This is a genomic window from Cryobacterium inferilacus, assembly GCF_019599185.1.
GTDB classification, from domain to species: Bacteria; Actinomycetota; Actinomycetes; order Actinomycetales; family Microbacteriaceae; genus Cryobacterium; species Cryobacterium inferilacus.
The window spans coordinates 180,221-205,974 of the sequence record NZ_JAIEUL010000003.1; the positions used below are offsets into that span (position 1 = coordinate 180,221).

Genomic DNA, 25,754 nt, shown 5'->3' on the forward strand with positions numbered 1-25,754 from the left:
GTTCTACAGAAAGCTCAGGCACCATGACCCTCATCACCGACACCCACAGCCGCGCCGCCGACACCACGGCGCCGATCCTTCCGGCCATGGCCGAGCGCTGGAGCCCCCGCGGCTTCGACCCGACCGCCGAGATCGACGAGGACACCCTCACCACCCTGCTCGAGGCCGCCCGCTGGGCGCCGTCCGGCAACAACAACCAGCCGGCCCGGTTCATCGTCGCCCGCCGCGGCTCGGAGAGCTTCCGCAAGATCCACTCCAACCTGATGGGCTTCAACCAGGCCTGGACCGACAAGGCCTCGGTGCTGATCCTCAACATCGCCGAGGGTGACAACCCCTGGGCGCAGTACGACCTCGGCCAGGCCGTCGCGCACCTCACCATCCAGGCCCAGCACGAGGGTCTGTTCACCCACCAGCTCGGCGGCATCGACCGCAAGGCGCTGGCCGAGGCCTTCCGCCTCAAGGACAACCAGGATGCCGTCACCGTGACGGTGCTCGGTGTGCTCGGCGAGGCCGAGGCGCTCACCCCCGAGCTGCTCGCCCGCGAGATCGCCCCGCGCACCCGCAAGCCCGTCAGCGACATCGTCCTCGTCAACGACTAGCCAGTCCAACCGTTCCTCGTGCGGACAATTGCGCCCGGCACACCGGGCGCAATTGTCCGCTTGGGCAACAGTTGCGCCCGAATGGGCGCAGGAGCTACGGGCGCAGCAGCACCTTGATGGCGCGGCGCTCGTCCATGGCGGCGTACGCTTCGGCCACCTCGGCCAGCGGTAGCTGCAGGTCGAAGACCCGGCCGGGGTTGATGGCGCCCGAGAGCACCTCCGGCAGCAGCTCTTCCACGTAGCCGCGCACGGATGCGACCCCGCCGTTCACGCCGACGTTCCGGCCGAAGAGGGTCTTGATCGGCAGCTCGGCGCCGCCGTTGGGCACGCCGACGTAGCCGACCATTCCGCCGGGGCGGGTGGAACGGATCGCCTGGTCCATCGACTCCTCGGTGCCGACGCACTCGAGCACGCAGTCGGCGCCCACGCCGTCGAACATCTCGTGGATGCGCTCGACCCCGGCACCGCCACGCTCCTCGACGATGTCGGTGGCGCCGAATTCACGGGCCACGGCCTGCCGGTCGGCGTGCCTGGACATCGCGACGATGCGGGAGGCGCCGAGGCGCCTGGCGGCGATGATCGCGCAGAGGCCCACGGCCCCGTCGCCGACCACGACCACGGTACTGCCGGTGGTGACACCGGCCGAGACGGCGGCGTGGTGGCCGGTGCCCATCACATCGGCGAGGGTGAGCAGGCCGGGGATCTGGTCATCCGTGGGCGCCGTGGGGGTGGCCACGAGCGAGCCGTCGGCGTGCGGAACCCGCACGCGCTCGCCCTGGGCGCCGTCGGCGAACCCGCCGAGGCGGTCGTCTGAGCCCCACCAGCCGCCGTTCAGGCAGGAGGTGCTGACGCCGTTGACACAGTTGACGCAGGTGTTGTCGCAGTCGTAGAACGGGGCGATGACGAAGTCGCCCACCTTGACGGTCGACACGTCTGGGCCGATCTCGTCGACGATGCCGACGAACTCGTGGCCGATCCGGTGGGGCTCGTCTGTGGGGGTCACGCCGCGGTACGGCCACAGGTCGGACCCGCAGACGCAGGCCGCCACCACCCGCACGATGGCGTCGCCACCGGTGGAGAGGACAGGGTTGGGAACTTCATCGAGTCGGACATCCCGCTCGCCGTAAATAACAGTTGCTCGCATCAAAAAACCCTACCCCCGCAGCCCCCGGGCGGTGGCGGGTTCAAGCACCACCACGGCGGTCTCGGTCGGGCGGCGGGCGGCGTACCCGTCCAGATCCTTGTCCAGCGCCCGCCAGCGGTCCCACAGCCTGGCGCGCTCAGGCCCGGTCGCGGCGTGGGCGACCACGGCGCGAGACCCGGTCGCCAGTTGCACCCGGCAGTTCGGGTCGGACTGCAGGTTGAGCCACCAGACGGGTTCCGCCTCACCCCAGCCGTTCATCGCCAGGGTCACCAGGTTGGGGCCGTCCTCGAAATAGCCCACGATCACGGCGCGCTCCTGACCGCTGCGCCGCCCGGTCGTGGTCAAGCGCAGCGCGCCCCACTTCTCCGGCCGCGCCGGCCACAGTCCCCTGCGCCCACCGGTCACCCGAAAAATCGCCCGGTGCACCTTCCACGCCAGCACCACGAACCAGCGCGGCGGCAGCCGCGGGGGCCGTTCGCCGGTTCCACCCGCAGCACTGGATGTCGTCATGAGCGCTCGCCTCCACTCTCACCACCGGCCGCGCCTCGGCCCGTTCAGCGCGACTGTACAACCGTTCCCGCCGCTGCCACCCCAGTAGTCTGTGAATCAGCAACACAGGCCGGGGGGAGGCGCAGATGAGCATGACGGATGGTTCGGTGACGAGCGCAGCCAGGGCACGCATCCGCTCGTTCTCGGTCTGGGTCTGGGTCGCCGGCGCCCTGGTGCTCTTCCTGGGCGCACTGAACACCTACGCAGACGTCGGGATCGGCGACGACGGCCTGGCCATCATCGGCGACGGCGAGAACCCGTGGGATGTCGAGAACCCACCGGTCTTCGAGGCCGACGGCACCACTTACTCCGGCGAGGGTGCCGGCCTGATCCGCATCCCACTCGAGGAACACACCCAGGACCCCTACCTGGTGAGCCTCACCTCCGGCGAGTACCTCGACTTCTATCTGACCCGCACCGAGGATCTCGGCCGCCCCGACGACGACCGTGGTTACCCCGCCAATGTCGGCTACCTCTACGACACCACGGACGAGCTGCTGCTGCTCCCCCCCGACGCCGACCTCGAACTCTGGGTGCGCACCGACGAGCCCTGGGAGCTCACCCTGCAGAAGACCGAGGTCGCCGAGATCACCGACGGCTTCGTCAGCGGAAAGGGCAACGACTTCCTCGTCTACCGCGGCGACGCCGTCAGCGCACGCTTCGTGCACCGCGGCGAGGGCCTGTTCTACGTCACCGTGCAGACTCTCGGCGGCCGCGCCGACCAGCCCATCATCGAGTCCGGTGAGGTAGACCAGCGCCAGTCCTGGGACCCCACCGAGGCCGTCTACATCAGCATCGAGGCCGACGCCGAGCGCGGCGCCTGGTCGGTTGACATCGACGAGCTGGCGACGGATGCCCCGACACCTGCACCACCCACCACGACAGAAAGCACCCCTCGATGAGTTTCGCCCAGACGCTCGACCAGGCCTTCAAGGCCCGCCTGCCGCTGCTCTACATCGAGACCAGCGAGGAGGTGCGCGCCCTCGAGGAGGTGACCCGTGCCGCCCAGGCGCTGCGGCGCCCGCGCGAGGTGTGGACCTGGACCAGCGCCACCGGCCTGATCGGCCCGGACGGCAAGGGCGTGACCAACACCAGCACCCCGGCCAGGGCGCTCGACCACATCGTCGGCATCCCCGAGAACGCGGTCTTCGTCTTCTGCGACCTGCACGCCTACTTCGGCACGGAGCAGCGCCCTGGCGACCCGGTCATCATCCGCAAGGTGCGCGAGACCGTGCTCGAACTGCGGCACGCGGATGCCGCCCGCGCACTGATCGTGACGGCTCCGGTGCGGTGCATCCCGCCAGAGCTCGACAAGCTCGCCCACCTGCTCGAGTTCCCGCTGCCAGACACCACCGAGCTGCGGCAGATGCTCGACACGATGATCCAGAACAATTCCTCCGGCAGCGGCCGGATCAAAGTTGCGGCCGACGAGAAGACCCTGGAGAGCCTCGTGCAGGCCGCCCGCGGACTCACCATGTCCGAGGCCGAGAACGCCTTCGCCAGGGCCATGGTCGACGACGGCCAGCTCACCGCGAGCGACATCAGCGTGGTGCTCGACGAGAAGCGCCAGATCGTGAGCAAGTCCGGCCTGCTCGACTTCGTCACCAAGGCCCTCGACCTCGACTCCGTCGGTGGCCTGAACAACCTCAAGCGCTGGCTGTCCCGGCGGGACGGCTCGTGGCTGGCCGAGGCCGAGGAGTTCGGCCTGCCCGCCCCGAAGGGCGTGCTCATCACCGGGGTGCCCGGCTGTGGAAAGTCGCTCACCGCCAAGGCCATGGCCGCGTCCTGGGGCCTGCCGCTGCTCAGGCTCGACATCGGCCGGATCTTCTCCGGACTGGTCGGTTCCTCCGAGCAGAACCTGCGTACCGCCCTGGCCACCGCAGAGGCCGTCGCCCCGTGCATCCTCTGGGTCGACGAGATCGAGAAGGGCTTCTCCAACACCACCGGCACCGGCGACTCCGGCACCACCGCCCGGGTGTTCGGTTACTTCCTCACCTGGATGCAGGAGAAGAAGCATCCGGTGTTCGTCGTCGCCACGGCCAACAACATCGACTCGTTGCCGCCCGAGTTCATGCGCAAGGGCCGCTTCGACGAGATCTTCTTCGTCGACCTGCCCACCAACGTCGAACGACGCGCCATCTGGACCATCCAGCTCGCCGCCAACGCCACCGGCGGCAACGGACTGTCGGCCATCGGCGCCGACGACGTCGAGAAGCTCGTCGCCGACAGCGAGAACTACTCCGGCGCCGAGATCGAACAGGCCGTGATCGTGGCCCTCTACGAGGCCTTCGCCGAACGCCGCCCGGCCACCCTGCACGACCTCACCGAGGCGATCACCAACATGATCCCCCTCGCCGTGACCCAGTCCGAAGAGGTGCAGACCATCCGCGCCTGGGCCGAGGTTCGCGCCGTTCGGGCGACCGGCAGCGAAGACATCGACCCCGCCGAAGACGCCCTGGTCGGCGCCGTCGACACGACCGGTGCGGGGCTCTCCAGCCGTCGCGGCGGCCGCACCGTGGACTTCTAGCCGCTTTTCGAACAGGACACCCCATGGCACAGAACGCAACAGACAAGCAGCTCATCGTGCAGGTTCGCCCCGACGGCAGCGTGCACGCCGAAACCATCGGCATGTACGGCGACGAGTGCCTCGATTACATCGCCGTGCTCGAGAACATGCTCGACGCCGAGACCACCGCGTCGTCGTTCACGGATGCCTACGCCCAGGTGGCCGCGCAGCAGCAGTCCAGCACGCAGAACTGGGACGGGACCAGGTGACCCTGCTCGGCAGCTCTCTGCTCGGGGCGTCCCTACTAGGCACCGTCGAACCGGGTGCCAAGCCCGGCACCGAGCTGCGCTGGTCACGATTCCTGACCGCGACCACGGCAGAGGGGCCCGGCCGGCGCTCGGCCCTGTGGGTGCAGGGCTGCAGCGTGCACTGCCCAGGCTGCTTCAACCCGCAGCTCTGGGCCGAGATCGGCGGCCGGGTCGAGAACACGGCCGAGCTCGCCGACCGGTTCGTGGCGGATGCGCTGGGCGCGGGCGTGCAGGGAATCACCCTCCTCGGCGGCGAACCCTTCGACCAGGCCGCGAGCCTCGCGACCATCGCAGAGGCCTTCCGCGCCGCTGGGCTCTCGGTGATGACCTTCTCCGGCTACCCGCTGGAGCTGCTCACCGAGTGGTCGGCGACGCGGCCAGACATCGCCAGACTGCTGGCCGCCACCGACCTGCTGATCGACGGGCCATACCTGCGCGACCGACCCGACGCCGTGCGGCCCTGGCTCGGCTCGACCAACCAGGGCATTCGCGCGCTCACCCCCGTTTACGCCGATGAGGTCGCCCGCATCGACCTCGAGGGCGGGCGGGACAGGCTGGAGATCCGCATCCGCCCCGACGGGCGGATCGACATTAACGGCTGGGCCGACGACGCGGCTTTGAACGACCTGCTGCACGACCTCGGCCCCCGCCAGGACCGCCCTGTTCAGCACCGCCCTGTAACGAAAGCGAGACTCGCATGAGTGTCACCCTGATCCTGCTTCCCATCGCCCTGGCCGCGGCGGCCGCGGCCGGCGGAGTGGGTGTTCTCGGCGCCGCGGTCACGGCCAAGGCCGGCGACGGTGCCGGGCCGGCGGCCCAGATTCGGGTGCGCACCCGGATGAAGGACAGCACGCTGCTCGCCGACGCCCTGACCAACCTCGGCGCCACGGCGATCACCGTGTCGCGCAGCCGCGTCACCGCGAAGCTCGACGGCGTGACGCTCACGATGACCCTCACCGACGACGGGGTCTGGGAGGCCCACGTCGAAGGCCGGGACGGCAACGAGGTGACGGTTCTCAGTGCCACCGAGCTCCTGCAGCGCCTCGACGGCGAGTACGCAGCGATGGTGCAGCAGGCCGTCGCCGAGAAGATCCGTGCCCGCGCCGAGACCTCGGGATTCGACCTCGTCTCGGAGACCAGAGAAGCGGATGACACCGTGACCATGGTGCTCAACGTTCGCGCCCAGGCGTGACTCACCCATGACAACCGCCTCAGGTCGCTCGCGCGGCGCGTCCGCCACGGCGAACGCGTCTGTCCCGTCGATCGCCTGGCGCCTGGGCGCGAGCTCCTGGCTGCTGCTGCTGGTTTTCGGGCCAGGCGGCGGCGTCGCCTGGGTGGCGTTCGGGATTCTCTCCCTCATCGGCCGGCGTCTCTCGTGGGGCATCGCCTCCGGCGTGTACGGGCTGGCGGCCATCATCGTGCGCATTCCGGAGGAGCCGGTGGGCGGTATCGCCCAGGGCAGCCTGTACCTGGTGGCGCTGCTGCACGGCCTCATCATCAACCACCGCTGGCTGCTGCTGCTCTGGGGCCGGCATGAGAACGGCCTCACGCTGATCGGCACTCCGCGCGGGTCGAAGCCACGGGCCAGGGCGGCCACGCCACGCCGGCGGAAGACGGCGATTCCGAAGGAGGCCGAGGCTCTGCTCGGCGGAGACGGCACCGCCAAGTCGGACTACGTGGACGAGTCCGCGCCCGAGCCGGCGCCCCAGCGGCGCGGGTTGAGCCGCGCGCAACGGCGCGCGCAGGCGGCCGCAGAGGCTCGCGCCGACACCCGGGCGGCGGCGGCCCGTTCGGAGCCCGCGACGCCCGCCGAACTGATCGACGTGAACACGGCGAACCAGCGCACCCTCGCCAGGCTCACCGGCCTGGACCGCGCACGGGCCAAAGCCGCGATCGCCGAGCGCACCAGCCGTGGCGGCTTCGCGTCCCTCGAGGCCTTCGCCTCGTCGGCCGGGCTGCAGCCGCACGAGCTGGTGCGCTTGCGCGCCGAGGCCTACTGCTCCCCCCGCCCGCGGGCCGACCGCAGCTTCGGCCGGCGCGTCGACTACTGAACCCGGTGACGAAAGCGCGCTATCGCGCGGTCGGGTAGGCCTCGGCGAGCAGGGCACCGAGGTAGCCCACGATCGCGCCAGGGCCCGAACGCGGAGCGACGGCCTCGATCTCGGCGTTGTAGTTGGTGTTCGTGTTCACGTCGTAGGTCACGATCCGGCCGTCCGCGGTCTCGATGAACTCGATTCCGGCCACCTCGATGCCCTCGGTGCGGAGGAAGGCCCGGTAGCGGTCGATGATCGGGTTCTCGAACCCCTCGCGCAGGGAGAAGATCTGCTGCCCGGCCTCCGGCAGGATGCTCGCGCCTGGCGGCATGAGCAGCGCTCCGGTGGTCGGGTCGATGGCGCAGGCATCCGCCGGGCAGAGCTGGTAACCGCCGCGGGCCGTGTCGGCCCTGATCGCATAGATGAACTCGTCTCCCACGATCTCCACCCTGGTGACCTCGGGCTGGGCGGCCACGATGAACTCCTGCAGCAGCGAGATGCCGTCTTCGGGCTCCTCGTACAGGCCGGCGTCGATGGCCGCGGCCAGTTCGGCGGCGCTGTCGAACTTCTGCACGCCCAGGCCCTTGCCGCCCTGGTTGTGCTTGGTGATGAACGGGGTCGGGAAGTCGGCAGCGGCCTCAGTGAGTAGGTGCGTGCCGACGACCACGCGGGTGCGCGGCACGTCGAAACCCTGCGCGCGCAGCCGGGTGAGCTGGTCGACCTTGCTCATCTCCAGTTCGATCGTGCGGCGGCCGTTCACGGTGCGTACGCCGTAGGCATCCAGCCAGTTCAGCACGCTGCGGGTGTAGTCCTTCGACAGGCCGTGCCCGCGGGTGTGCGCCGATGCGCTGATCCGCGACCAGAAGATGCCGGCCGGCGGGGCCTCATCGAGGTCGAGCACACCGTCCACCAGCAGCCACTCCCGGTACGGCACCCCCGCGGCCTCGAATGCGGCCTGGAACGGGCCGAACCAGTCCGGGTTCTCGTGCAGGACGTGGATGACGGGGGTGGCGGCGGGAGTGCTGGAAGTCATTGCCCCAGCCTGCCATGTCACCGGATACGCTCGGGCACGGTCGAGCCGAGGTGCCCGCGCAGGGTGCCGGACGCGTAGCCGTCTCGCACCAGCCCACGGCGAACCAGCTCGGGCACCACCAGGCGGGTGAACTCCTCGAACTGCTCGTGCAGGAATGCGCTGAGCACGCCGAACCCGTCCACGGCGCCGGCGCGGAACCACAGTTCCATCCGGTCCGCCACGTCCTCGGCAGAGCCCACCACGATGGGTGAGCGCACCAGCTGCGCCACCAACAGCTGCCGGTAGGTGACCGGGCGATCCCCACCCACGGTGCGGCCGGAGCGTTCGGCCACGATGCCCAACAACCGCTGGCCGGCCGGGTTGAACCTGGCCGCCGTCTGCGCCGTCACCACATCGTCGATGCCGCGGTCCGCCAACGGCAGGCCCACCGCCCGGCGCAGGCTCTGCACACTCCGATCGGCGGGCAGGGCCAGATCGGCCGCGGTGCCGGTGCCGTCGTCCACCTGGAACAACCCGACCAGGGTGTCGTACACCGCGTAGGCCTGTGCGCGGGTCTCCCCCACGATCGGCAGGATCGGCGCCACGACGGCGAGCGACCCGGCGGGCCGGCCGAACTCCGCGACCAGCCGGTGCGTCTCGGCGTACAGGCCCACCGCCTCGTCCAGGGTCGCGGGGGCCACCAGGTGGATGTCGGCTGATGCGGCCGAGAACTCCTGCGCCCGGCGCGAGGTGCCCGCGTGCATGAGCGGCACGTGCCCCTGCACCGGCCGCTGCACGTTGAGCGGCCCGGCCACGGCGTACGACCGGCCGACATGGTTCAGGGTCGACACCAGCGACCGGTCGATCAGCGAGCCGGAGACGGCGTCGTGCACGAACGCCGCCTCATCCCAGCCGTCCCACAGCCCCTGCAAGACCTGCACGTACTCGTGCGCCTCGTCGAACCGGTCGACAGGGGGCATGTGCCCGGCCCGGCCGAAGTTGGCCGCGCCACGGGCATCCGTGCCCACCGTGAGGTTCAACCCGAACCGGCCCTGGCTGAGCCGGTCGATCGAGGCGGCGGTCCTGGCCGTGGCGTACGGCTCGGAGTGGGCCACGTTCACGGTGCCGACGATGCCGATGCGCGTGGTCGCCGCAGCCAGGAACGACGCCGTGCTCAGCGAGTCAGCGCGGGAGAGCAGGTGCGGGTCGGTGAACTCCAGGTCGGTATCGGTGGAGAGCCAGTCGCCGAGGAAGAGGAAATCGAAGCCGGCCTTCTCCGCGGCCCTCGCCACCCGCTTGAGCGCGGCGGCGTCCTTGGCCGGGTCGCGATGCGCGCCGGGGTAGCGCCAGCCGGACGGGAACGCACCCAGGGTGCGCACCATGGTGCTGAGCACGAGATGGTCGCGAGTCGTCATCCGTCGACACTAGGCCGCCGGCGCCGACCAGGGCACGGCGAACGCAACACAACGCCGCATGCTGACACACGGCGTAACGGGGCGAAGACGCTCAACGTCATCTAACCGGCCGGGGCACGGTCGATTACTAGTGTCGGGTGGATGACGACATCACCATTCGCCGCCCGGCTCGACGCGATCACGCGCGACGAGCTCAGTCGTGCCGGCAGCCGCAAGTGGAGCCTGCACCCCGACACCATCGGCGCCTGGGTGGCGGAGATGGACTTCGGTACCGCCCCGGCGGTGACCGCGGCGCTGCACGACGCCGTCACGTCCGGCGACCTCGGCTACCTCGCCCCCAGCACCACTCGCCGGATGGCGGAGGCGACCGCCGCGTGGCTGCTGGCCGATTCCGGCTGGGAGGTGCCGCCGGAGAACATCCACCCGGTGTCGGATGTCATGAGCGCGTTCGACGTCACCGTGCGCCGGTTCTCCCCGGCCGGCAGCGGCGTCATCGTGCCCACGCCGGCGTATATGCCGTTCCTCAGCTTCACCCCCACCCTGGGCAGGGCGATCGTGCAGGTGCCGGGCAGCCAGGTCGACGGCCGGTGGCGTCACGACCTCGCCGGCATCGACGCCGCCTTCCACGCCGGCGCCCGCACCCTGGTGCTGTGCAACCCCCACAATCCCACCGGCACCGCCCTCAGCCGAGCCGAACTGGAGGGCATCGCCGAGGTCGTGCAGCGCCACAACGGCCGGGTCTTCGCCGACGAGATCCACGCGCCGCTGCGCTACGGCGACACCCGGCACATCCCGTACGCCTCCATCTCGGCCGAGACCGCCAAGCACACCGTCACCGCCACCTCGGCGTCGAAGGCGTGGAACGTGCCGGGGCTCAAGACCGCGCAGTTCATCACCAGCAACGCCGCAGACGAGGAGATCTACCAGGTCTACGGCTTCTCGGTGGTGCACGGGGCGTCCACCCCCGGCGTGATCGCACAGACGGCCGCGTATGCCAACGGCGGCGACTGGCTGGCCGAGGTGGTCGACTACCTCGACGGCAACCGGCGCGCGCTGCAGACGCTGCTCGCCGAGCACCTGCCCGAGGTGCGCTACACGGCGCCCGACGCCACCTACATCGCCTGGCTGGACTGTTCGGCGCTGCCCATCGAGGGTTCCATCGCCGAGTTCTTCCGCCGTGAGGCCGGGGTCACCCTCACCGACGGGTCGCTCTGCGGACAGGGCTACGCCGGTCATGCCCGGCTGATCTTCGCCATGCCGCGCCCCATCCTCGAGCAGGCCGTACGGAGCATGGCCGCGGCCGTGCGCCGGCTGAAAGTGAGCCAGAGCGCATGAGCCCCGACCGGATGAGAACAGCCGCCTCCGGCCCTGAGTACGACTGGCAGGGCTACGCCTTCGACACCCGCCAGGTGCACGCCGGCGAGTACGACGAGCTCACCAACGGCGCCCGCATCCCCCCGATCGCCATGACCGCGGGGTTCAGGTTCGACTCCTTCGCGGATGCCAGGGCCCGGTTCAACGGTGAGGCCGACGGGCTGATCTACTCCCGGCAGCGCAACCCGTCCGGTGGTGTCGCCGAACGCCGGATCGCGTCGCTCGAGGGCGGCACCGAAGCCATCGTGGTGGCCTCAGGGCAGGCCGCGATCACCGCCGCCCTGCTGTCGATAGCGCAGGCCGGCGACCACATCGTCTCCACGGCCAGCATCTACAGCGGCACCCGCATCCTCTTCGGTCGCAGCTTCGCCAGGTTCGGGGTCACGGTGGAGTACGTCTGGGACGAATTCGATGATGACGAGTGGGACCGGGTCATCCGGCCGAACACCAAGGCCATCTTCAGCGAGACCATTCCCAACCCCCGCAACGACATCGTGGACATCGACCGGGTTGCCGCCGTCGCCCGCCGGCACGGGCTGCCGTTCGTGGTCGACAACACCATCGCGTCGCCGTTCCTGATCCGCCCGTTCGAGCACGGGGCAGATGTGGTCGTGCACTCCTCGACCAAGTTCCTCAGCGGCCACGGCGCGGCGATCTCCGGCACCATCGTCGACGGCGGCAGCTTCGACTGGGCCGGGTCGCCTCGGTCGTTTCCGCTGATCACCCAGTCCGCCGGCGCCCTACCGTCGATCGCGCAGAGGTTCGGCCGCACGGCATACGCCAGGGCCACCAGGGAGGCCGTGGTGAACGACATCGGACCGGCGCTCTCTCCGTTCAACTCGTTCCTGCTGCACCAGGGCATCGAGACCCTCTCGCTGCGCATGGAGCGGCACCTGTCGAATTCGCTGGCCATCGCCCAGTGGCTGGCCGAGCATCCGGGGGTGGAGAGCGTCGACTACGCGGGCCTGCCCGGCAACCCGGCTTACGCCCTGGCGCAGCGGTTGTACGGCGGGCGCAGCGGTTCGGTGTTCTCCTTCACCGTGCGCGGCGGCGAGGCCGGCGCCGGTGCGTTCCTCGACCGGCTGCGGGTGATCAGCCACATGACCAACATCGGGGACACTAGGTCGATGGCGCTGCACCCTGCCACCTCAACGCACACCTCGTTCAGCCAGGAGATGCGCGACCGGCTGGGCATCGCCGACGGCCTGATCCGCCTCTCGGTGGGAATCGAAGACCCCGCCGACCTCATTGCGGACCTCGACCAGGCCCTGGCCTAGCCGGGAACAGCCGCGGGCGAGACGGCGTGCACCTGCAGGGGCAGGCGCACCGTGACCGTGGTGCCCTCGCCGAGCGTGCTCTGCAGCGACACGGTGCCCTGGTGGGCGTGCACGAAGGCGCGCACGATCGCCAGTCCCAGGCCCATGCCGGGAATGGCCAGCTCGGTGGAGTTGCGGGCCCGGAAGAACCTGTCGAACACCTGACGCTGGTCTTCGGCGCTCAGGCCGATGCCGTCGTCGGTCACCCGCAACACCGCATCCGTGCCCTCGGTGTCGACGCTGAGGGTGACCGACCCCTGGGGTCTGGCGAACTTGATGGCGTTGGTGAGCAGGTTGTCGATGACCTGCTCGATCGCCACCGAGTCGACCTCGGCGAGAACCTCGGTGTCATCGCGGGCGCTGATGACGACACCGGCGGACTACGCGCGCGGCCGGGCCGTGTCGAGGCAGGACCGCAGGATCTGGCCGAGGTCGGCTTCGACCCGGTGCACGGCCGGCTGCCCGTCTGTGGCGCTGAGCAGATGCGCGATCACGCTCAGCAGACGCTCGGCGTTGCGCTCGATCACGCCGATCTCCATGGTGATGCCGAGCTCGTCGGCATCGATCAGGCCGAGGTAGCCGATGATCGAGGTGAGCGGGGTGCGCAGCTCGTGCGACACCGTGGCGAGGAAGTCGTCACGCACGGCGATGGCCTCCACCAGCGGGGTGACGTCGGTGGCCACCACCACGGTGCCCAACGCGAAGCCGGATGCCCGCTCGACCACGCCGGCCGTGGCCATGATGGCGCTCTGGTCGTCCTCGCCGCCGACCCAGTAGATGCGCCCGGCCACCAGGTCGCCGCGCAGGGCTCTGGCCGCGATCTGGTCGTCGAGCGACACCAGGGTGGTTCGATCCACGTCGAAGACCAGGGAGGCATCCCGGCCGTAGCCGCCACTCGCGGAATCCGTGCGCACCGCAAGGGCGCGGGCAGCAGCGTTGCTCAAGATCACCTCGCCGTCGGGGCTGTACAACTCGATACCGGCGTCGACAGTCTCCATCACGGCCTCGAAAGTGGCCTGACGGTCCGTCGCCTCGAGTAGGGCGGTGCGCAGTTCTGCGGACACCGCGACCAGTTTGCGTTGCTGTGCGCGCAGGAAGTTGGCGGCGACCCTGGCGGTGATCGCGACGAAAGCGGTGATGATCGGCAACAGCAGCAGGCTCCCCCAACCCAGCGCATCGGTGGGCCACTGAGCCTCCTGGATCAGTGGGAAGGCATTGACGAAGACCGCTCCGATCAGGGCCAGACCGAGGGCCCACCAGGCGAACCCGTAGGCGAGCCAGAGCACGGGCAGCACGATGAGCATGCCCACCGCGATGAAGCTGTCACGCACACCGTCACGCAGGAGCGTCACGACCAGGACGTCGAGCAATGGAACGATCACGAGCCACTGGTGTCCGTGCCGCTGCCAGGGCACGAGCAAGGCCGCCAGGGTGGCCAGGACCGCCAACCCCAGCCCGACCTGCACGCCGGTCTCGCCGAAGGAATCGGGCGCTCCGAGGAACACGAAGAACATCAGCACGCATACCCCGGCCAGGAAGGCCAGCTGGGCGATCGGGAATTCGCGGGTGCGCGGCACGGCGCCCGGAATCGGGCTCTGCGGATGGTGCGACACGTGAACGTCCTCAGGCTAACGAGGCACCCACGGCCCTGTTGCCTGCCCTCTCCAGCATTCAAGCAGGTCCGGGCGCAATTGTCCCCCTAAACAAGGACATTGATCCGCGCTCAGGCGTGCCCGAGCGGCACGGACGCCACCGTGAGCGAGTCACCGTCCTCGGCGAGGTCAACCAGAACGGTTTCACCGTCGCGGATGCTGCCGCCCAGCAACGCCGTGGCGAGCCTGTCGTCGATCTCGGTTTGCATCAGCCGGCGCAACGGCCTGGCCCCATAGATCGGGTCGTACCCCCGCTCGGCGAGCCAGGCACGGGCGTCAGGGGTCACCGCCAACTCGAGCCGACGTTCGCCGAGGCGGCGCTGCAACCTGTCCACGTAGAGCTCCACGATCTGGGCGAGGTCGTCGGTGGAGAGCGCGGAGAACACCACGATGTCGTCGAGCCGGTTGACGAACTCCGGCTTGAACGCCTGCCGCACCATCTGCTGCACGGCGGCCTCCTTCTCGTCCCAGCCGAGCGACGGGTCGACCAGGTACTGCGAGCCGAGGTTGGAGGTGAGCACCAGGATCGTGTTGCGGAAGTCGACCGTGCGGCCCTGGCCATCCGTGAGCCGGCCGTCGTCGAGCACCTGCAGCAGCACGTCGAACACCTCGGGGTGGGCCTTCTCCACCTCGTCGAAGAGGATGACCGAGTATGGCCGGCGGCGCACGGCCTCGGTGAGCTGGCCGCCCTGTTCGTAACCGATGTAGCCGGGAGGGGCGCCGACCAGGCGGGAGACGGAGAACTTCTCGCCGTACTCGCTCATGTCGATGCGCACCATGGCCTTCTCGTCGTCGAAGAGGAACTCCGCCAGGGCCTTGGCCAGTTCGGTCTTGCCCACGCCGGTGGGGCCGAGGAACAGGAATGAGCCGGTGGGCCGGTCGGGATCGGAGATGCCGGCGCGGGAGCGGCGCACGGCGTCGGCGACGGCCCGCACGGCCCGCTTCTGGCCGATCAGGCGGTGCGCCAGCTCGCCCTCGAGGTTGAGCAGTTTCTCGGTCTCGCCCTGCAGCAGCCGGCCAACGGGAATGCCGGTCCAGGCGGCGACGACGGCGGCGATGTCCTCGGCGGTGACCTGGTCACCCACCATCCGGGCGCCCTCCTGCTCGGTCTGTTCGGCTTCGGCCAGTTCCCGCTCGATCACCGGGATGTCACCGTAGAGCAGTCGGGACGCCTTCTCCAGGTCACCGCGGCGTTCGGCCACCTCGGCCTGGCTGCGCGCACTGACCAGCCGCTTCCGCAGGTCGCCGACCCGGTTGAGCGATGCGCGCTCCTGGCGCCATCGTTCCTGCAAATCGTCGAGCCGCACCTGGCGTTCGGCCAGGTCGTCGCGCAGCTTCTCCAGGCGGGCCTTCGAGGCGTCGTCCTTCTCCTTCTTCAGCGCGAGTTCTTCGAGCTTGAGCCTGTCGACGCTGCGGCGTAGCTCGTCGATCTCCACCGGGGAGGAGTCGATCTCCATCCGCAACCGGCTCGCGGCCTCGTCGATGAGGTCGATGGCCTTGTCCGGCAGCTGGCGGGCGGTGATGTACCGGTTCGACAGGGACGCCGCGGCGACGAGCGCGGCATCCGCGATCGAGACCTGGTGGTGCGCCTCGTAGCGCTCCTTGAGTCCGCGGAGAATGGCGACGGTGTCTTCGACGCTGGGTTCGTCCACCAGCACGGGCTGGAAACGCCGCTCGAGCGCGGCATCCTTCTCGATGAATTCGCGGTACTCGTTGAGCGTGGTGGCGCCGATCAAGCGCAGTTCACCGCGGGCGAGCATGGGCTTGAGCATGTTGGATGCGGCCACCGAGCCTTCGCCGCCGCCCGCGCCCATCAGGGTGTGCAGTTCGTCGACGAAGGTGATGATCTGGCCGTCGGCGTCGTTGATCTCCTTGAGCACGGCCTTGAGCCGTTCCTCGAACTCACCGCGATACTTGGCACCCGCCACGAGGGCGGCCAGGTCGAGCGCCACCAGCTGCTTGCCCTTGAGCGAGTCGGCCACGTCACCGGCGACGATGCGCTGGGCCAGGCCCTCCACCACAGCAGTCTTGCCCACGCCGGGTTCGCCGATCAGCACCGGGTTGTTCTTCGTGCGGCGCGTGAGCACCTGGCTCACCCGGCGAATCTCGGCGTCCCGGCCGATCACGGGGTCGAGCTTGCCGCTCTTGGCAATCTCGGTGAGGTTCACGCCGTACTGCTCCAGCGCGGTCTTCTGCTTCTCGTCGGTTCCGGGGGCGCCCTGCATGTTGGCCATGTACACACATCCTTCGCAATACTTGAGTTGACCCGACTCAAGTTTAGACCGCGCGTGACGGATGCGCTAGCCGGGTTCGCGGCGGCTCGACCAACGACGCACGGCGCACGATCAGCGGTCGATGCTGGCCATGTTGGCTTCGTCGTGGCGTGCACCGGACGCGGGTGTCAGATCGTTCAGGCGATTCAGCTGCCGGTCGTTCAGCTGGATGCCGGCGGCGGCGGTGTTCTCCTCGACCCGAGAAACACGGCGGGTGCCAGGAATGGGGGCAATGTCGTCGCCCTGGCTGAGTAGCCAGGCCAGAGCTGTCTGCGCGGGCGTCGCCCCGATCTCCGCGCCGATTGCACGCACCTCGTCGACGATGGCCAGGTTGCGCACGAAGTTCCCGCCGGTGAACCTCGGGTTGGTCTTGCGCCAGTCGTCGTCGGCGAAGTCGTCGACGCTCTGGACCTGTCCGGTGAGCAGGCCGTGGCCCAGCGGCGAGTACGGCACCAGCCCAATGCCGAGCTCCCGCAACAGCGGCAGGATCTCGGCCTCGACGTCGCGAGTCCACAGCGAGTACTCGGTCTGCAGGGCGGCCAGCGGCTGCACGGCGTGGGCGAGGCGGATCGTTGCGGGCGCGGCCTCGGAGAGCCCGAAGTGCAGCACCTTGCCCTCACGAATAAGGTCCGCCACCGCCCCGGCGGTCTCTTCGACGGGAGTGTTCCGGTCGACGCGGTGCTGGTAGTACAGGTCGATGTATTCGGTGCCGAGGCGTCGGAGGGACCCCTCGACGGCCGCCCGCACATTCGCGGCCGAGCTGTCCACGGTTCCTGGGCCCCCGCCGGAGTGGGAGACGAGGCCGAACTTGGTAGCGATGACGACGTCATCGCGGCGGTGGGCCAGGGCCCTACCCACGATTTCTTCGCTGAGCAAAGGCCCGTAAATCTCGGCGGTGTCGATATGGGTGACGCCGAGGTCGAGGGCACGATGGATGGTGCGGATCGACTCGGCGTCGTCCAGACCACCTTCGGAGGTATATGTGCCGGCCATGGTCATGGCTCCGAGGCCGATGCGGGAGACGCTGAGCGCGCCGAGCTGTGCAATCTTCATCATGGATCGAGTCAAGCCGCATCGGCCGGATTGAGCGTGGCCCCGTCTACGGGTTCCCTGACAGGGACCCTCTTGCAGTGTCCCGGCGGCGTAAATTCGAGTGCATGCACCCCACCGACGACATCAGCGAGTTTCTCGTCTCGCGGCGGGCGAAATTGAGCCTGCAGCAGGCGGGCCTGCCGGACTTCGGCGGCCGTCGTCGTGTTCCCGGCCTCCGTCGGGAGGAGGTCGCGCTCCTCGCCGGGATGAGTGCCGAGTACTATAAGCGTCTCGAGCGGGGCAACGCGACCGGGGTGTCCGAGGGTGTGCTCGATGGCATCAGCCGCGCCTTGCAACTGGACGAGGCGGAGCACGCCCACCTCTACGACCTCGTGCGCGCGGCCAACGCCGGCGCCCACCCGCAGCGACGCCGACCCACCCGCAAGCCCCAGCTCAGTGGGGGCATGCAGCAGACCATCGACGCCATGTCGACGGTGCCGGTCTTCGTGCAGAACGGCCGTCTGGATGCCATCGCGGCCAACCGGCTCGGCCGCGCCCTGTTCTCCGTGATGCTCGACGACGTCCCTCCCCCGGTGAACGCCGCCAGATTTATCTTCCTCGACCCCCGGGCGCAGACGTTCTACCCGGACTGGGACGGCAATGCCCGCCAGATCGTCGCCATCCTCCGGGCTGAGGCGGGCCGCTCCCCCTATGACCGCCAGCTGAGCGACCTCGTGGGCGAACTCTCCACCCAGAGCGACCTGTTCCGCATGCTGTGGGGCGCGCACGACGTGCGCGAGCACCGCACCGGCACCAAGAGCATCCACCACCCCGTAGTCGGCGACCTCGACCTCACCTATCAGGGCATGGACCTCACCTCGGACCGGGGCCTGCACATGCTGGTGTTCTCGGCCGAGCCCGGTTCACCGTCCCATGACGGGTTGCAGTTACTCGCGAACTGGGCGAGCCTACGCACCGATGCGACCGAGCCAGGCCTCCGCATCGGCTAGGCCCGTCATTTGGCGGCGACGGTGATCAGTTCGTCCCAGTGCGTGGTCGCCCGCGGGGAGACCATCTCCCGCCGCATCGTCCAGGCCCGGTTGGTCTTGAGGCCGGCGCGGCCGAGGCCCAGGTTCTCCTGGCCGTACTTGGCCGCGATGGAGTCGAGCACGGCGCCGGCCGCGAACGGGGTGGGGTCGGTGCCGAAGATGTCCAGGGCAGCGTGCGAGTCGCGTGACGAGAACTCGTACAGGCTCACACCCACCCGCACGTACTGCTGGCCGGCCTGCAGCTGCGGACCAAGCGCGGTGACCGCCGCCCGGTACATTTCCACCGGATCGTCGGTGGGGTTCGGGAACGCCAGCGAGACGGCGTGGCTGACGTGGTTGTCGCGGAACGGTGACGTCGACGCGGTGCAGCTCATCATGCGGGCCAGCGAACCCTGCTCGCGCAGCCGGGCCGCCGCGCGCTGGGTGTAGACCGACAGCACCTCTTCGAGTTCGGCCACGGTGCTGATCGGCACCGCGAACGAACGCGAGAACTGAATCTGCTCCCGGTCGGCCCGTTCCTCTTCCAGCGGCAGGCAGTCGATGCCGCGCAGTTCCTGCACCACCCGCTCCTGGTTCACGCCGAACCGCCGGCGCAGCTGCACGGCGTCGGTGTCGCGCAGGTCAGCGGCGGTGTGGATGCCCATGCCGGCGAGTTTCTGTGCCGTGCGGGAGCCGATCCCCCACACCTCGCCCACCTCCACCGATGCCAGGATCGCGGTGAGCTGCGCGGGCGAGTACATGCCGAGGTTGCACACCCCCTGCAGCGCCGGCGACGACTTGGAGCCCCGGTTGGCCAGCTTGGCCAGGGTCTTGCTCGGCGCGATGCCGATGCTCACGGGCAGGCCGATCAGCTTCTTGGTCGCCAGCCGGATCTCCCTGGCGATGCCGCTGACCTGCGCGGCGGTGCCGGTGAGTCTGATGAAGCTCTCGTCGATGGAGTACACCTCCTGGGAGGAGGTGAACCGCCCGAGCAGTTCCACGCAGCGGGCGGAGATGTCGCCGTAGAGCTCGTAGTTGCTGGAGCGGGCGATGACCCCCTTGGCGGTGGCCTCGGCGGCGATGCTCTGCCACGACGCCGCCATGTCGAGCCCCAAGGCCTTGGCTTCCTGCGAGCGGGCGATGACGCATCCGTCGTTATTCGACAGCACCACCACCGGCTTGCCCTCGAGGCTGGGGTCGAAGATGCGCTCGCAGGAGACGTAGAAGTTGTTGGCGTCGACGATCGCTATCGACGGTGCTGACGACCCGGTGCGCCTAGACACGGTGCAGGCACCTGGTGACGACGCCCCATACCGACAGCTCGGTCAGCTCGTGCAGCACGATATCGGGATAGGCGGGGTTCTCGGGCACCAGGCGCACGGTGTCACCGTCGAGCCGCAGCCGCTTGATGGTGAGCTCGTTGTCGACCACCGCGATCACCACGCTGCCGTCCCTGGCCTCCAGCGAGCGGTCCACGATCACCTCGTCACCGTCGTAGATGCCCGCACCGGTCATACTGTCGCCGCTGACCCGCACGATGAACGTGGCGGTCGGATCCCTGATCAGGTGCCGGTTGAGGTCGACCGGCCCGTTGTAGTAGCCCTGGGCCGGGGAGGGGAAGCCGGCGTGCACGGATTCGGGCGCCTCCTGCGCAAACCGTTGCCCTGCGTCCGTTGACACCCCGGAAACCGGGAAGACGAGCGGGTTCTGAGCGTGCACGGTGTCTGCTTTCTGCGGCGCGGGACCTAACGGTCGCACACCACTCATTGTGTCGTGCGGCGACCTTGGAACCTACCGTGAGGAACGCGGCTGGCATACTGGTGAGCGAAGGGGAGTAGTTCCCGACCTGTCCCGAAAGTGGGGACACGGAGGTACGTCGACATACTGGTGATTTCGTCACCCGGCGTGCCACCCGGCCGAACGGCAGGGCGAACGAGACCTTCGGCACCCACCCATGCCGAACGCACCCTTCACTGCGGCTCGGCCCTGTACGAAAGGCCGTATCCCGCCATGTCCTTCTGGGCCCTTTTTCTCATCGCCCTCGGCGTCTCGGCCGACGCATTCGCCGTGGCCCTCACCAAGGGTGTGCACATGCGCACCTTCACTCTGCGCCATGCCATGGTCATCGCCCTCACCTTCGGGCTCTTCCAGGCCGTCATGCCCCTGATCGGGTGGATGCTCGGCAGCCAGTTCGCCCGATACATCACCGAATTCGATCACTGGGTGGCTTTCGGGCTCCTGCTGCTCGTGGGCGGCAAGATGCTCTGGGAGGCCTTCTCGGCGCATCCGGACACCGAGCGCGACTTCGATCGGCTCGACATCCGCACCCTGTTGGTGTTGGCGCTGGCCACGAGCATCGATGCGCTGGCCGTGGGAATCACCCTCGCCTTCGTGCCCATCTCGATCGGCTGGTCCATCGCGCTGATCGGGGCGACGACGTTCGTGTTGGCCTTGGCGGGGGTGGTGATCGGCCGGCGCGCCGGAGCCAGGTTCGGCAAGCCGGCCGAGATCGTGGGCGGGATCGTCCTGATTCTAATCGGCACCCGCATTCTGCTCGACCACCTGGGCATCTGGTGAGCTGAGCCGCTCAAGCAGGTTGGTCCTGCGCAGCTCTGGGTGTTGCGGTGCTGACGCTCTACCCTGAGGGCGACCCCCAGCCGGAAGTCGCCTGCACTGTCGCCGTGCCCTACCTCTCCCCCACGGCCGTGGAGTCGATCGCCAACATCGTGCTGTTCATGCCGGTCGCCGTCCTTGGCGGCGTCGTCGCCGTCGCGGCTCTCGCCTGGCATCGGCATCGCGCAGCGTCTGCCCGCGCAGGCCGTGTCATCGACTAGATTCCCAACGCCACCGGCGCCTGCGGTCAGCGGGCGATCAGCTCGTCGGTGCTGAGGTCGGGCAGGCTGACGGTGACCTGCGTGCCCCACGGGTCGATGACCGCCACCGATCGGCCGTCGCTGCTGAACGGGATGCGGCGGGCGCCGAGGCGTGCGGTGAGCAGCTGCAGGTCGGCGGCCGTGGGCACGGTGACAGCCACATCACCCAGACCGAGGCTGGCCGCGCGGGGACCGGAGCCGCGGCTGTTCCAGGTGTTCATGGCGATGTGGTGGTGGTAGCCGCCGGCCGAGGCGAAGAGCGCACCCGGGTAGCTACCCTGGGTCGCCTCGAAGCCGAGGGCGTCCACATAGAACGCGCGGGCCACGGCGACGTCGCCGACCTGCAGGTGCACGTGCCCGACGACACCGGGCAGGGCGGGCCCGGCATCCATGACGGCCTGGTCGAGGTGAGACTGCAGGTAGGCGTTCGGGTCGAGGTACTCGGTGGCCATCCGGATCTGTTCACCGTCGTGGATCCAGGTGGAGCGGTCACGGTCGGTGTACAACTCGACACCGTTGCCCTCGGGGTCGGTGAAGTAGAACGCCTCACTCACCAGGTGGTCGCTCGAGCCGACGAAGCGGCTGCGCGGGTCCTGCGCGGCACGGTACACCGTCGCGGCCAGGCTGCCGGGGGTCTCGAACAGGAACGCGGTGTGGAACAGGCCGGCCTGGCGCGGATCGACGGCGGGCAGGTCGGGAGTGTGGATGAGCCGTACCAACGGCGTGGCCCCGCGGCCGAGCACCCGGTGCACCTCTCGGCTGCGGCTCTGCTCCTCGAGCGGCTCCATGGCGAAGGCCTGGGAGTAGTAGTCCGACATCGTCTCGAGGTCGCCGACCCGCAGGGTCACCGCACCCATCGAGGTGTCGGCGTTGAGAATCTGCTCGCGTACGGTGTCGCTCGGTGTGGTGTCGGTCATGGTGGCTCCCAGTGGGTCCTCGAAATACTTGTAACTACAACTATACATCACGATGACGGCGGATGCCCGACCGGCGGCAAGGAATATCCCACCATCCACAGGTTAGGAAGTGCTTGCGGCATCGGCGCGGAGATCTTGCGGGAGTGGAGTACACCGCACAGGGCGTGCGCACCAACGCCGTCGGCCCCGGCAGCTACCACCTCGTCGACGGCGGCTACTCCGCGCAGTAGGTCCCGCACCACGAAAGCGGTCGGAGGGGCAGCGTCAGGGGCGGCGCAGGATCAGGTTCATCATCACCTGGGACATGACCAGCTCGCCGGCCTGGTTGCTCACCTCGATACGGGTGTGCACGAGACCACGATCGGGCTTGGATGCCGATACCCGCGCCGACAGCACGGTGAAGCGGGCCGAGAGGATGTCGCCGGCTCGCACCGGACGGTGCCAGCGCAGGTCGTTCACTCCCGGTGAGCCCAGGCTCGTGCGCTCGTTCAGGTAGTTGTCCACCATGATCCGCATCATCACGGCGGTGGTGTGCCAGCCGCTGGCGATGAGACCGCCGAACGGTCCGACGAGCGCGGCAACCGGATCGACGTGCATCAGGTGCGGGTCGAACGCAGCCGCGAACGCCACAATGCTCTCTTCGCTCACGGGCACCGCCCCGTACTCCGCGACGAGGCCCACCCGGTAGTCCTCGAGGTAGCGGTCGGCCAGCGGCACGGAAAAGATGTCATCCATAGGGATGCAACTGTACGCACCCCGCCGCACCCGGCGTTATCTCGGTCCCTGCACGGGGTGCGGGGCGGGGCGGGGCGGGGACTACTCGGCGTCGATGGGGAGCAGGATGCCGGCGACGGCGGGGTCGGTGGCCAGGAACTCCTGCACGGCCGGGTCGGCGAACGCGGCAACGAGGTTCTTGATGTTCTCGGTGTCGGCGAAGTCGCTGCCGATGGTGAGCTGGCCGGCGAACTCGTCTGGCGCGGCCGGGGCGAAGATCTGCTGCTCGATCGGGATGCCGGCGGCGAGGTAGTACTCGGTGTAGCCGGCGGCCAGGTCGAGGTCGGGCAGCGCACGAGACTGCGCAGCGAAGTCGAGCAGCGTGAACTGCAGGTTCTTCGGGTTGTCGACGATATCGTCCTGCGTGGCGGCGCCGGCCGTTGTGCCCTCGGCGAGAGTGATCAGGCCGGCCTCCTGCAGCAGCCAGAGGCCCTGGGCCTCGTTGGCCGGGTCGGAGTACAGCGACACGGTCGCGCCATCCGGCACCTGGTCGACGCTGGTGTACTTGTCGCTCCACAGGCCGAAACCCCAGCGGAAGACGGGCACGGCGGCGGTCTCCCTGAAGTCGGGGTTGGACTCGAGGACCTGGCTGAGCCAGAGCTTGTGCTGGTAGACGGTGCCGGCGATCTCTCCCTCGCTGACGGCCCGGTTGATGGTGTTGCTGTCGGCCAGGCCCTTGAACTCCACGGTGATGCCGTAGTCGGGGGCGACCTCCTCGGCGACGAAGTTCACCAGCGCCTGCTCTGCGGCGTTGCCCTCTGCGGTGGCGACGATGAGCGTGGCCCCCTCGGTGGCGTTGGCGGATACCGGCGGGTTCAGCAGCGGAACCGCGATGGCCGCGGCGGCACCGACGGCCACGACGGCGATGCCGGCGATCCAGGGCCAGCGGCGACGCTTCTTGAGGGCGAAACCGTGCGGTTCGGCGGCCGGAGCGGAATTGGTGGGAGTGGAGTTGGTGGGCGTGGAGTTGGTGGGCGTAGACATGGGGATCCTTCGGAAGTGTGGTCTGCGTGCTGTGCAGGCGTGCGGGATGACGGGACGGAGCGGGCGCGTGCGTGGGGCGCGGGGCGAAGCGTGCGGGCGAATCAGGCCGAGCGACTCAGGACAAGCGCGTCAGGCCGGACAGGTCGCCCCGGGCATTCGGCGGGGCGTGCGCGCGGGCATCCGTGCGGGCGTCCGTGCGGGTCGGCGGTTCATACCAGGCTCGCTTCGCGGCGTGAGGCGCGGGGCGCGCGGGTTTGGGCGTGCGGGGTGGTGAGGCGCACGAGTCGGTCGCCGAGCAGTTGCACCGAGGCCACGGTGGCCACGAGGATCACGATGGTGGCGAGCATCACGGTGTTGTCGAAGCGCTGGTAGCCGTAGGTGACCGCGACGTAGCCGATGCCGCCCGCACCGATGGTGCCGGCGATGGCGGAGTACTCGATCATGGCGATGGTATTGATGGTGAGCCCGCCGATGATCGACGGCAACGCCTCGCTGAGCTGCGCGGTACGAATGATCTGCAGCGGCGACGCACCGGAGGCCTTGGCGACCCGCACGAGGGTGGGTGGCACCCCGCGCAGCGAGTTCTCCACGATGCGGGTGAAGAACGCGATGCCGGCAATAGACATGGGAACCACCGCGGCGGCGATGCCGATGTTGGTGCCGGTGATGAACCGGGTGAACGGCACGATCGACGCCATCAGGATGAGGAACGGCAGCGACCGCCCGATGCTCACGATCCAGCTGATCGTGCTGTGCAGGGCGGGGTTCTCGAACAGGCCGCCCGGGGCGAGATTGTGCACCAGGGCGCCGAGCGGGATGCCGACCAGCACCACGATCACCATCACGATTCCGACCATGAGCAGGGTATCGAGCAACGCGGGGAAGACCAGCGCCGGGATCTGATCGATCGGCACGTTCTTGCTGGGAATGGTCAGGATGCTCATGCGACCCGCTCCAGAATCTCGGCCTGCGCGGCCTGCTCGGCCTGCGCGGGGCGGGCGTCGAGGCCGAGGCTGCGGGCTGCGGCAATGAGGTGCTCGTGGTCGGCACCGACGACGCCGATGCTGGCGTGCCCGACGGTGGCGCCGTCGACGGTTTCGATGGATGCGCCGAGCAGCGACACCGTGACGCCGAGCCGGTCGGCCAGCCGGGTGAGCCAGTCGGCCGGAACGGTCGCGGAGGTATAGCTGACGAACCACTCGGTCGCGTCGGCGGCGGCGCGCTCGTGCGAGCGTGCCGGGCGGAGGGCCCGGCCGAGTCCAGACGCGGGGTCGCGCAGCAGCTCGACGATGCGGCCGCTCTCCACGATCCGGCCGTGGTCCAGGCGGGCGACGGAATCGGCGACCTGCAACACGGTGTCCATCTCGTGGGTGATGAAGAGGATCGACAGACCCAGGTCGTCGCGTAATTCCTTGAGCAGCGCCACGATCGACCGGGTGGAATCGGGGTCGAGGCCAGAGGTGGCCTCGTCGCTGAGCAGCACGGAGGGGCGCAGGGCCAGCGCGCGGGCGATGCCCACCCGTTGCCGCTGACCGCCGGAGAGCTGGTGCGGGTAGTGCCCGGCCTTGGTGGCCAGGCCCACCCGGTCCAGCAACTCCGCGGTGCGGGCGCGGGTCTCCGCGGCCGTCACGCCGAGGTACTCCAACGGCAGCGCCACGTTCTGGGCGGCGGTGCGCCGCGAGTAGAGGCCATCCGACTGGAAAATCGTGCCGATGCGGCGGCGCGCCACCCGCAGCTGCTTCTCGGTGAGCCGGGAGAGGTTCTCCCCGTTCACCAGAACCGACCCGCTGGTGGGGCGTTCGAGCAGGTTGACGCACTGCGCCAGCGTGCTCTTGCCGGCGCCGCTCGGGCCGACGACGGCGAAGATCTCGCCGGCGTCGACGCTGAAGTCGAGGCGGTCAAGCACCACGGTGCGCTGCTCACCGTGGCCGTAGACCTTGGTCAGCTGTTCCAGGCTGATCATGC

General features: G+C 69.2%; 27 protein-coding genes. 12 read left to right on the forward strand and 15 right to left on the reverse strand.

Annotated elements, in window-relative coordinates; genetic code table 11:
- Nucleotides 1-23: 23 nt before the first annotated feature.
- A complete protein-coding gene (locus tag K2F54_RS04225; RefSeq protein ID WP_220604604.1) occupies nt 24-599 on the forward strand; it encodes a nitroreductase family protein in 576 nt (191 codons plus the stop codon).
- A gap of 94 nt (nt 600-693) precedes the next feature.
- Here K2F54_RS04225 and K2F54_RS04230 read toward each other — a convergent pair whose 3' ends face one another.
- The gene (locus K2F54_RS04230; RefSeq protein WP_220604605.1) at nt 694-1,743 is read right to left on the reverse strand and encodes a zinc-dependent alcohol dehydrogenase family protein; all 1,050 of its coding nucleotides are present in this window, start codon (nt 1,741-1,743) and stop codon (nt 694-696) included.
- A 9-nt stretch (nt 1,744-1,752) separates the two neighbouring features.
- Nucleotides 1,753-2,253 carry a nitroreductase/quinone reductase family protein gene (locus K2F54_RS04235; RefSeq protein ID WP_220604606.1) on the reverse strand — a complete coding sequence of 167 codons (501 nt, stop codon included), beginning with the start codon at nt 2,251-2,253 and terminating at the stop codon, nt 1,753-1,755.
- A gap of 125 nt (nt 2,254-2,378) precedes the next feature.
- On the opposite strand from K2F54_RS04235, the gene K2F54_RS04240 reads away from it, so the two are divergent.
- Genes K2F54_RS04240 through K2F54_RS04265 form a run of 6 tightly spaced genes read left to right on the forward strand, consistent with a single transcriptional unit; the run spans nt 2,379 to nt 7,157 of the window.
- Nucleotides 2,379-3,194: a hypothetical protein gene (locus tag K2F54_RS04240; RefSeq protein WP_220604607.1), complete on the forward strand. Its 816-nt coding sequence runs from the start codon at nt 2,379-2,381 to the stop codon at nt 3,192-3,194.
- On the forward strand, nt 3,191-4,819 hold the full coding sequence (locus K2F54_RS04245; RefSeq protein WP_220604608.1) for an AAA family ATPase: 1,629 nt from the start codon (nt 3,191-3,193) through the stop codon (nt 4,817-4,819). The genes K2F54_RS04240 and K2F54_RS04245 overlap by 4 nt, the downstream gene beginning before the upstream one ends.
- Before the next feature lie 23 nt (nt 4,820-4,842).
- Entirely contained in the window at nt 4,843-5,067 is a 225-nt protein-coding gene (locus K2F54_RS04250) for a DUF2997 domain-containing protein (protein WP_220604609.1), read from the forward strand.
- Nucleotides 5,064-5,807 (forward strand): 4Fe-4S single cluster domain-containing protein, encoded by a 744-nt coding sequence (locus K2F54_RS04255; protein ID WP_220604610.1) that lies wholly within the window; start codon nt 5,064-5,066, stop codon nt 5,805-5,807. Before K2F54_RS04250 ends, K2F54_RS04255 begins: the two co-directional genes overlap by 4 nt.
- A complete protein-coding gene (locus tag K2F54_RS04260) occupies nt 5,804-6,298 on the forward strand; it encodes a hypothetical protein (RefSeq protein WP_220604611.1) in 495 nt (164 codons plus the stop codon). The genes K2F54_RS04255 and K2F54_RS04260 overlap by 4 nt, the downstream gene beginning before the upstream one ends.
- Nucleotides 6,299-6,305: 7 nt before the next feature.
- Nucleotides 6,306-7,157: a ComEA family DNA-binding protein gene (locus K2F54_RS04265; RefSeq protein ID WP_220604612.1), complete on the forward strand. Its 852-nt coding sequence runs from the start codon at nt 6,306-6,308 to the stop codon at nt 7,155-7,157.
- Nucleotides 7,158-7,176: 19 nt separating this feature from the next.
- On the opposite strand, the gene K2F54_RS04270 is transcribed toward K2F54_RS04265, so the two are convergent.
- Nucleotides 7,177-8,172 carry an ATP-grasp domain-containing protein gene (locus K2F54_RS04270; protein ID WP_220604613.1) on the reverse strand — a complete coding sequence of 332 codons (996 nt, stop codon included), beginning with the start codon at nt 8,170-8,172 and terminating at the stop codon, nt 7,177-7,179.
- Nucleotides 8,173-8,189: 17 nt separating this feature from the next.
- Complete coding sequence (locus tag K2F54_RS04275; RefSeq protein ID WP_220604614.1) at nt 8,190-9,566, reverse strand: NtaA/DmoA family FMN-dependent monooxygenase; 1,377 nt, start codon at nt 9,564-9,566, stop codon at nt 8,190-8,192.
- Between the two features lie 141 nt (nt 9,567-9,707).
- Between K2F54_RS04275 and K2F54_RS04280 the strand changes: the two genes are divergently transcribed.
- Nucleotides 9,708-10,901, forward strand: coding sequence for a MalY/PatB family protein (locus tag K2F54_RS04280; RefSeq protein ID WP_220604615.1), 1,194 nt, complete (start codon nt 9,708-9,710; stop codon nt 10,899-10,901).
- An 11-nt stretch (nt 10,902-10,912) separates the two neighbouring features.
- The gene (locus tag K2F54_RS04285; RefSeq protein ID WP_220604616.1) at nt 10,913-12,217 is read left to right on the forward strand and encodes an O-acetylhomoserine aminocarboxypropyltransferase/cysteine synthase family protein; all 1,305 of its coding nucleotides are present in this window, start codon (nt 10,913-10,915) and stop codon (nt 12,215-12,217) included.
- Here K2F54_RS04285 and K2F54_RS04290 read toward each other — a convergent pair.
- The 4 genes from K2F54_RS04290 to K2F54_RS04305 all read right to left on the reverse strand — a co-directional run bounded on the left by K2F54_RS04290 (nt 12,214) and on the right by K2F54_RS04305 (nt 17,234).
- Nucleotides 12,214-12,576, reverse strand: a complete 363-nt coding sequence (locus K2F54_RS04290) for a sensor histidine kinase (protein WP_220604617.1) — start codon at nt 12,574-12,576, stop codon at nt 12,214-12,216. The genes K2F54_RS04285 and K2F54_RS04290 overlap by 4 nt on opposite strands.
- Nucleotides 12,577-12,636: 60 nt before the next feature.
- Complete coding sequence (locus K2F54_RS19495; protein WP_220604618.1) at nt 12,637-13,869, reverse strand: histidine kinase dimerization/phospho-acceptor domain-containing protein; 1,233 nt, start codon at nt 13,867-13,869, stop codon at nt 12,637-12,639.
- 110 nt (nt 13,870-13,979) lie between these two features.
- The gene (locus K2F54_RS04300) at nt 13,980-16,142 is read right to left on the reverse strand and encodes an ATP-dependent Clp protease ATP-binding subunit (protein ID WP_220604619.1); all 2,163 of its coding nucleotides are present in this window, start codon (nt 16,140-16,142) and stop codon (nt 13,980-13,982) included.
- A 111-nt stretch (nt 16,143-16,253) separates the two neighbouring features.
- A complete protein-coding gene (locus tag K2F54_RS04305; RefSeq protein ID WP_220604735.1) occupies nt 16,254-17,234 on the reverse strand; it encodes an aldo/keto reductase in 981 nt (326 codons plus the stop codon).
- A 104-nt stretch (nt 17,235-17,338) separates the two neighbouring features.
- Here K2F54_RS04305 and K2F54_RS04310 point away from each other — a divergent pair, with 104 nt between their 5' ends.
- Nucleotides 17,339-18,223, forward strand: coding sequence for a helix-turn-helix transcriptional regulator (locus tag K2F54_RS04310; protein WP_220604620.1), 885 nt, complete (start codon nt 17,339-17,341; stop codon nt 18,221-18,223).
- A 5-nt stretch (nt 18,224-18,228) separates the two neighbouring features.
- On the opposite strand, the gene K2F54_RS19500 is transcribed toward K2F54_RS04310, so the two are convergent.
- Both K2F54_RS19500 and K2F54_RS04320 read right to left on the reverse strand, forming a co-directional pair.
- Nucleotides 18,229-19,524, reverse strand: a complete 1,296-nt coding sequence (locus K2F54_RS19500) for a Y-family DNA polymerase (protein WP_220604621.1) — start codon at nt 19,522-19,524, stop codon at nt 18,229-18,231.
- Nucleotides 19,517-19,921, reverse strand: a complete 405-nt coding sequence (locus K2F54_RS04320) for a LexA family protein (protein ID WP_308287517.1) — start codon at nt 19,919-19,921, stop codon at nt 19,517-19,519. The genes K2F54_RS19500 and K2F54_RS04320 overlap by 8 nt, the downstream gene beginning before the upstream one ends.
- A gap of 330 nt (nt 19,922-20,251) precedes the next feature.
- Between K2F54_RS04320 and K2F54_RS04325 the strand changes: the two genes are divergently transcribed.
- Nucleotides 20,252-20,818: a manganese efflux pump MntP gene (locus tag K2F54_RS04325; RefSeq protein ID WP_220604623.1), complete on the forward strand. Its 567-nt coding sequence runs from the start codon at nt 20,252-20,254 to the stop codon at nt 20,816-20,818.
- A gap of 47 nt (nt 20,819-20,865) precedes the next feature.
- Nucleotides 20,866-21,075 carry a hypothetical protein gene (locus K2F54_RS04330; RefSeq protein ID WP_220604624.1) on the forward strand — a complete coding sequence of 70 codons (210 nt, stop codon included), beginning with the start codon at nt 20,866-20,868 and terminating at the stop codon, nt 21,073-21,075.
- Between the two features lie 26 nt (nt 21,076-21,101).
- Here the strand turns inward: K2F54_RS04330 and K2F54_RS04335 are convergent, their stop codons facing one another.
- From K2F54_RS04335 to K2F54_RS04355, 5 genes are all read right to left on the reverse strand, one after another.
- Nucleotides 21,102-22,031, reverse strand: coding sequence for a VOC family protein (locus K2F54_RS04335; RefSeq protein ID WP_220604625.1), 930 nt, complete (start codon nt 22,029-22,031; stop codon nt 21,102-21,104).
- Nucleotides 22,032-22,295: 264 nt separating this feature from the next.
- Nucleotides 22,296-22,766, reverse strand: coding sequence for a MaoC family dehydratase (locus K2F54_RS04340; RefSeq protein WP_220604626.1), 471 nt, complete (start codon nt 22,764-22,766; stop codon nt 22,296-22,298).
- An 81-nt stretch (nt 22,767-22,847) separates the two neighbouring features.
- Nucleotides 22,848-23,789, reverse strand: coding sequence for a MetQ/NlpA family ABC transporter substrate-binding protein (locus K2F54_RS04345; RefSeq protein WP_220604627.1), 942 nt, complete (start codon nt 23,787-23,789; stop codon nt 22,848-22,850).
- A gap of 209 nt (nt 23,790-23,998) precedes the next feature.
- Entirely contained in the window at nt 23,999-24,733 is a 735-nt protein-coding gene (locus K2F54_RS04350) for a methionine ABC transporter permease (RefSeq protein ID WP_220604628.1), read from the reverse strand.
- Nucleotides 24,730-25,752: a methionine ABC transporter ATP-binding protein gene (locus K2F54_RS04355; protein WP_220604629.1), complete on the reverse strand. Its 1,023-nt coding sequence runs from the start codon at nt 25,750-25,752 to the stop codon at nt 24,730-24,732. Before K2F54_RS04355 ends, K2F54_RS04350 begins: the two co-directional genes overlap by 4 nt.
- Nucleotides 25,753-25,754: the final 2 nt, after the last annotated feature.